Origin of the sequence: Aneurinibacillus aneurinilyticus ATCC 12856, from assembly GCF_000466385.1 — a bacterium.
Taxonomy (GTDB): domain Bacteria; phylum Bacillota; class Bacilli; order Aneurinibacillales; family Aneurinibacillaceae; genus Aneurinibacillus; species Aneurinibacillus aneurinilyticus.
Map to the genome: position 1 here is coordinate 1 of NZ_KE952736.1, position 5,867 is coordinate 5,867.

At 39.9% G+C, this 5,867-nt stretch carries 7 protein-coding genes and 1 pseudogene; 4 read left to right on the plus strand and 4 right to left on the minus strand.

Annotated elements, in window-relative coordinates:
* Positions 1–87: 87 nt before the first annotated feature.
* From HMPREF0083_RS29940 to HMPREF0083_RS06975, 3 genes are all read left to right on the plus strand, one after another.
* Positions 88–498 (plus strand): hypothetical protein, encoded by a 411-nt coding sequence (locus HMPREF0083_RS29940; RefSeq protein ID WP_327848962.1) that lies wholly within the window; start codon positions 88–90, stop codon positions 496–498.
* A gap of 259 nt (positions 499–757) precedes the next feature.
* Entirely contained in the window at positions 758–1,699 is a 942-nt protein-coding gene (locus HMPREF0083_RS06970; RefSeq protein ID WP_021620470.1) for an AAA family ATPase, read from the plus strand.
* 24 nt (positions 1,700–1,723) lie between these two features.
* Positions 1,724–2,356, plus strand: coding sequence for an RNA ligase family protein (locus HMPREF0083_RS06975; RefSeq protein WP_021620471.1), 633 nt, complete (start codon positions 1,724–1,726; stop codon positions 2,354–2,356).
* 27 nt (positions 2,357–2,383) lie between these two features.
* On the opposite strand, the gene HMPREF0083_RS06980 is transcribed toward HMPREF0083_RS06975, so the two are convergent.
* The 4 genes from HMPREF0083_RS06980 to HMPREF0083_RS06995 all read right to left on the minus strand — a co-directional run bounded on the left by HMPREF0083_RS06980 (position 2,384) and on the right by HMPREF0083_RS06995 (position 4,892).
* Positions 2,384–3,148, minus strand: coding sequence for an alpha/beta fold hydrolase (locus HMPREF0083_RS06980; protein WP_021620472.1), 765 nt, complete (start codon positions 3,146–3,148; stop codon positions 2,384–2,386).
* Between the two features lie 71 nt (positions 3,149–3,219).
* On the minus strand, positions 3,220–3,771 hold the full coding sequence (locus HMPREF0083_RS06985; protein WP_021620473.1) for a chromate efflux transporter ChrA: 552 nt from the start codon (positions 3,769–3,771) through the stop codon (positions 3,220–3,222).
* Positions 3,768–4,373 (minus strand): chromate efflux transporter ChrB, encoded by a 606-nt coding sequence (locus HMPREF0083_RS06990; protein WP_021620474.1) that lies wholly within the window; start codon positions 4,371–4,373, stop codon positions 3,768–3,770. Before HMPREF0083_RS06990 ends, HMPREF0083_RS06985 begins: the two co-directional genes overlap by 4 nt.
* A 30-nt stretch (positions 4,374–4,403) precedes the next feature.
* On the minus strand, positions 4,404–4,892 hold the full coding sequence (locus HMPREF0083_RS06995; protein WP_021620475.1) for a chromate efflux transcriptional regulator ChrS: 489 nt from the start codon (positions 4,890–4,892) through the stop codon (positions 4,404–4,406).
* Positions 4,893–5,659: 767 nt separating this feature from the next.
* Between HMPREF0083_RS06995 and HMPREF0083_RS07005 the strand changes: the two are divergent.
* Positions 5,660–5,867: pseudogene (locus HMPREF0083_RS07005) on the plus strand (spore germination protein); the annotation flags it as partial.

The following is a 5,867-nucleotide window of genomic DNA, read 5'->3' on the forward strand; positions in this document are numbered from 1 at the left end:
TCCACCTTATGGATAATCAACAGGCGTGATGTAATATGAAACAGGGAATCGTAAAGGAAAGACGATAATGTGTGGGGAGGAATTGGAATGGATAAGAAGAAAAAGTTGGAAGAAGAGGTTGCGTATCTGCTCACTGAAGGAGAGATGGAGAGGAGAGATCCGAAGAAGGAAGCGGTTGATCGCTTGCCGGCGAAATACGAGGTACGCATTCAAACGACACAGGACCTTGTTGTGGAGGAAACAAAACTCTATCGTCAAATGGCAGAAGAAATAGACGACCGATACGATAAGTATCTGAAAAAACAAGATGGTCAACAGCAAAGTGAAGCTGTGGAAAAGCGGTATACAAATAATTTTGGTAGTGAGAAAACGCAGCAAGGGGTTCCAGAGGCTGTCCAATCGTTAAATAAGAATTATGACAGTAACAAAGAGCGCAAAACGGGCAGGGTAGAGGGAATGAACGTATACGAACAAGCATTTAAAAATGAGGAGAAATAATCATTTCCTGAATTATATCATCTTTTTGGATAAAATCCCCTTTCGATTCTAGTAGTTGAAAATTATATGGATAAATGTTGATTTTTTGTAAAAAGTTAATTATGATAAAAAGAAGTAAGGCGCCTTGAAGAGCAGAAACAGAATAACCTATAGTATAAAGTCTGCTTGGTTGATATTTTCAAATACCAGGCAGGCTTTTTTGTCTATACTTCAAATGTAATTCGAAAGGAGGGGATAGAAGGTGAATAAACTAATTTTTATGCTTGGAATTTCCGGCAGTGGGAAAAGTCATCAGGCAAAGGAGATAGCCAAAAAAGAGAAGGCTGTCATTGTATCTACAGATGCCATTCGCAAGGAGCTATTTGGAGATGAGTCACGGCAGAAAAATACGAATCATGTTTTTTATGAAGTATATAGCCGGATTGAAAAAGCGTTAGCGGAAGGGCGGTCTGTAATTCTTGATGCGACCAATTTAGATCGGGAAAAGAGAATCAAAGCGCTGCAAAAGTTTCCTGATGTTGAGAAGGAATGCTATTATTTCGATGTTCCTTATTCTGTATGCCTTCAGCGCAACCAAAATCGAAAACGGAAAGTGGAGAATGCTGTTTTAGAAAAGATGCGCAAAAACTTTCATTTTCCTATCATAAATGAAGGTTGGGATCGGATTCATATCCTTCATGAAAAAGCGCCCTATAACATAAGTAAAGCTGAATTTGTTGGACTTCTACAAAAGGAACCTGCATATGATGAATTATTTGCGTCTTTGAAAGATATTCCTATCTTCAAGGAAATGCACCACTTTAATCAAGAAAATCCGCATCACCAGCATCCGTTATGCAAGCACACCTACCATGCTTTCGAGTACGTTAATGCCTTTTATACAGAAAAGGATAAACAGGTGATGCAGGTAGTTGCGTTATTCCATGACATCGGAAAGCCTTTCTGCAAAACATATAAAAAACTAAAAGGCTATTACTCATATTACGGTCATGAATACGTATCTGCACAAATCGCGTGTCATTTTTTATATGAGTTGGGATTTTCGGAAGCGTTTATTCACGAAGCGCTTCATTTAATTCAATATCACATGAAAATTAATTATGGCGGTCAGGAAGCCGTGTCGGAAATATACCGACTTTTGGGCGACGAGTACTTATGGAAGCTTTATTTCTTTAAAGAAGCAGATATGTATGCAAAGTAAGTAAAAGAAAGGGGGAACAAAGATATGAGAGTGAAATATCCAAGAACGTTTCATCTGCCTTGGTCAAGGAGTTACACACATGATGACAAAGTACTGAAACATGTTCAACATTTCGAAGGAAAAGAAGTAGTAGTGACGGAAAAAATGGATGGCGAAAATACGACGATGTACCGCGATTATTTACATGCCCGCTCAATTGATAGCAAGGATCACCCTTCACGGCATTGGATAAAAATGTTTCATAGTATGCTAGGTGTTTCTATTCCGGAAGGATGGAGGCTATGCGGGGAGAATATGTTTGCCCAGCATTCTATTCATTATCAAGATTTACCCAGCTACTTTTTGCTGTTTTCCGTTTGGAACGAACAAAATATGTGTTTAGCCTGGGACGAGACGGCAGCGTGGGCAAAGAGGCATATGATTGAAACGGTACCTGTACTGTACCGGGGAATATGGAATGAGGAAGCGATTAAAAGCTGTTATACGAGGCAATCGTTATATGGGGGAGAACAGGAAGGCTTTGTTGTCAGGCTTGCCGACGCGTTTCATTATGATGATTTTATGCATTCTGCTGCAAAATTCGTCAGAAAGAATCATGTACAAACGAATGAGCATTGGATGAACAGGCCGGTTGTTCCGAATATCTTAAAAAAATAAGCATAAGGTTGATTTTGAAAGTGACAATCAATAGCGCACAAACTTCGTAATTAAACGGTTTAGTTCGTCGTGTGCTTTCGTTGGAATCTGGTGTTTGACGTTCGATATAAAGACAAATTCGCTATTGGTTATATGTTTGTGGATAAGTTTCCCATAAGAATGGAAATGTTTATCCGCTGCTCCATACACTAACAAGATGGGAAATGAGATGGTTGACAGTTGATTTGTACAGTTATACGTTAAGCTATATCGATAATACTCTTCCACGTTTTTTGTATCAGCCTTTTTGGCATCTTTCAGTAATTCCCGGAATGTTGCCATCGTATCGGAATTGCTCCAGGAGATTGCGTAAGCTAATGTGGAGAGTGCCCCAGAGCTAGCAAGTGTAGCCCCTAGTGAAATCTGATTTTTTAACCACCGGCTGTTTACTTCTGATATCCCGCCAACAAGAATGGCCCCTAATGCCCGTTCGGGAGCTGTCAACAAAAACTCAAGGGCAATGGAACCGCCTGTTGAATAACCGCACACGAATGCTTTTTCTATATTGAGATGGTCCATAATTTCTTTCATGTCTTCAACAATGAGCGAATATGTTAATGGTTGCGGGGAAGGCTGGCTTTTACCGTGTCCTCGTATGTCAAATATGATAACTGTAAAATGCTTTGAAAGCTCCTTGAACTGATATGAGAAATTTGCGCTGCTTAGCACAGGGGGATGGATAAAAATAAGCGGCGTTCCTTCTCCTTGAATCCTATAGTGTAAGGAAACACCCTTTATTTTTAAGTATGTCATAAGCCGCCTCACCTCAATAAAATATACACTCGTAGTTTGGCGGTAAACTAGACATTTTATTCGTTTCAATTTTATGTCATAACGTAGGGTAATATAAAGCCACCATATGCAAACGCTAGAACGATAACGATAGCTGGATGCAGTTTAAATTTAGTCATACAAAGCCAAGCAATAGCTGCGATACCAACTGATTGCAGGATTCCAATCGCTTCATAAGAAACAAAGCCCATATCATATGTAAGCAACAGTAGCATAACGGCAATAACAGGCTGAACAAGAAGCGTCATCCCTTTAACAATAGGAGAATTTCGATAGCGATTCAAAATTTTTAAGAGAACAATAAGAGCGATGCTAGATGGCGCTACTGTTGCTATAGTAGTGATAAGCATACCTAGCCATCCAGCTTCTTGATAGCCAACAAAGGCAGCAAATTTGGTTGCAATGGGTCCTGGAAGCGCGTTTCCCACTGCCAGCATATCGCCAAATTGTTCGGTTGTTTGCCAATCATAATGATTGACAATCTCCTCCTGCATAAGTGGAATAGATGCCGGACCTCCGCCGTATCCAAGTATGTTAGCTACAAAAAAACCCCAGAACAAATTCCACAAGTTTACTAAAGTCATAAAGGAAGTCCCCTTTCGCGTTCATGCTCTTTCCGCTGCCTCCGTCTTTCCATTCGGTTGGCAATGGCAAAGTGAGACGTACCATAGGCTAGAAAAAGAGTGATGACAATGGCGGGATGAAGTTCAACAACAGAAAGGAGGAGGAAAGCAAGTAACCCAAAGCCGATACCCAGCAGCTTGCCCAGCCCTTTCCATGCCTTCGCGAAAAATTCATAGGCCATTAATCCCAGCATGACTGCAATAACGGGCCGAACGGCTGCAATCATTCCGAATACAACAGGCGAATCTTTTAAGGAATACAATGTTCCAAGCAGAGCAATAATAGCGATATTAGCTGGAAGAATGTGGGCAAGCACAGCGATGATGGCGCCGATTGTCCCCTTTTTCTGATAGCCGAGATAAGCCGCCATCTTAGTAGCAATAGGGCCTGGCAATGCATTGGCTAATGCTAAAATTTCTCCGAATTCCTCCTCCTTTATCCATTTATATTTTACAACAGCTTCATGTTGAATTAGCGGAATAACAGAGGGGCCGCCTCCGTAACCAAGAATGCCTGTGCGCAGCATAGCGAGAGTAATTTCTTTATATGAAGACAGGCTCATATTTTTCCCCCTTTCTTGTAGGCTTTCTTTTTATAATTTCATTCCCATCCGGCTTTTATAGCGTTTGATGAGCATTTGCGACTCGACCCGCATAATACCAGGCATTGAGTATAGTATATTTTGCATAAATTCCTCCATTTCTTTCATATTCCCAAACATACCGTGCATGTGAAGGGTGCTTGGTCCAGTCATATGGTATAGACTTGTCACCGAGGTTTCCGCTGCCAGTTGTTCGGCTACCTCGTGCAGATGCTGCGGTTCTACATCTACATTGAAAAAGGCAGAAATTTGAATTCCTACTTTCACGGGATTAATGACCGCAGTAAAACGCTCAATAACACCTGATTCCATTAACGCAGTTACTCTTGATTGAACAGCTACACGGGAAAGGCCGACCTCTTTGGCTAAATCAGTATAAGAAATACGCCCATTTTCATGGAGAAGGTTAATAATTTTTCGATCAATATCATCAATCTCCATTGAGGGCATTTCATTCAAGCCAGAATACTTATAAACCATGTTTCCACTCCTATTTTTTATGAATTCTTATCACACCTATTGATTATCCATATATCGGAAGAAGTAAGATGCACGCGTCGGCGTGTTCCTTCGTCTTTTCCTATCTGAACAATCAACAAGGGAGATGCGAATAATGTAATTTTCATGCAGGGAAAATTTTCGAAACGAAAGTTTTTTTGTTTCTTTTCTTTCCTTATGTATAAATATATCGGAATGAATATTTCGAATCAACAGTTTTTTGAGAAAATTAAATGGATAAAGATAGAAAAGAATAAAAAACCGATTTTTTCTATATCAAGAAAAATCGGTTAGAAGAAAACAGCTCATTGAATTTTGGCGCCTGTATGCTAGTTTTTTCAAGGCTTGGCTTACAAATTTTGTTACCTTCGTAAATTTTTCTGAAGAACAATGGCATCTTCAAGAAAGGAAATGCAATCTACTTCCCAAAAATCAGGGTACTTTCTTTTTTGAAATCGTATGTAGTTCTCTGCAAATTTATAGTTATTTCGTTGCATAGTGTCCATAAAGTCGATGTGCGTTTTGTATTCCTTAAGCAGTTTTTGGATTTTATCTTTTTTATTTTTGTTCCCCTTTTTTCTTTCAATCACTCTTCCGATAGTGATTTCAACATCCTTGACATTAATGGATATAACTTCAGTTTTCGGCTCTGTGGTTCTTGATATTCCCTATCCTTCCTAATTTGTATATTTAACCATCTAGCTTCACATATTAACGGATAACAATACGGTGAAGGAAAAGGTGAGAATATGGGAACGTTTCGTAAGTGGATAAGAGGACGGCAAGCGTTCCGCACACAGGCGCAGGCCAATCAAATTTTGAACGATACGATATCTGCTTCGGTTTCTGTGAATGCCCAACAGATATCGAGGCTGTTTAGCGAGATCCCTCAACTGGTTACACGTACACTTGTGTTAAAAACGGGGCAGAAAGCCCTTCTTGTCTATATGGAGGGCC